Here is an 863-nt window from a genome sequence, read left to right as displayed (position 1 = left end):
CCCGCGCATCCCACGATCGCGTGCAGCGCCGCACGCGCGCTTTCGCTGCCTAAGCCATCTGCGATCTGCTTGACGCCATTCGCGCCAAGCTCCTGCAAATACGCCACCGTCGCCGCTTGCGCATACTGACCCGCGCCTCCCGTCACATTGCCGCCTGCCGCTACGGTCAACGCCGTCAGCGCCTGGCGATACGTCCCGTTCGGTCCCCAGTCCTTATTCAGCGCATCGGCTTGCTGCTGCGCTTGCGCACGCTGCTCCGGCGTCAGGTTCGGATCTTTCGCCGCTTGCGTGGCCGTATCCGCTTCCTTCACCCGGCTCGCTACGAACGTCCCCGCCTCAGCCGTGAACTGGCTCGCAATCGCGAACCCGTTCTCGACTTTGCCTTGATCGAAGATCGGCGCGAGCACACCGCCCGTATCCGACGTATCCCGATTCAAGCTCGCAATATCCTGCGTTTGATGCGCTTCATCCGCGATCTTGATCGTCCCCGCGCTGATGCCGCTCTTCGTGGTCGTACTCGCATCGCCCGACGCTGCCATCGCCACCGGCGGCGCAATCGCCAGCCCGCTGTCGTTCTTCGGCAACTCCGTGCCCGGCACCGGATTCACGTTGTCCGCCGTGCCCTTCTGGTTCTTGCCGATCCCGCTCTTGTCGCCGTTGCCGCCGCCGAAGCTATAACCCCCGCTCGCCGCAAACGAAGACGCATCGTATTTCGCGCGATTCTCGATGTCGGAGTAAGTCAACGTGCCCGTCGTCAGGCTGTTCTTCGATGCATCGGCTTCGCTTGCAATCACGCCGCCCTTGAGGTCCGTGTTGCCCTTCACGTTGATGTCGAACCCGCCCGCGCCCGCCTTGATCCCGGA

The 863-nt window shown here is 64.0% G+C and carries 1 pseudogene; it reads right to left on the bottom strand.

From position 1 onward, the window contains the following. A pseudogene (locus tag AWB82_RS36695) lies at nt 1-863 on the bottom strand (hemagglutinin repeat-containing protein); the annotation flags it as partial.

It is taken from the genome of Caballeronia glebae, from assembly GCF_001545035.1.
In the GTDB taxonomy this organism is placed as follows: domain Bacteria; phylum Pseudomonadota; class Gammaproteobacteria; order Burkholderiales; family Burkholderiaceae; genus Caballeronia; species Caballeronia glebae.
This window is presented reverse-complemented; position numbering and strand designations above follow the sequence as displayed.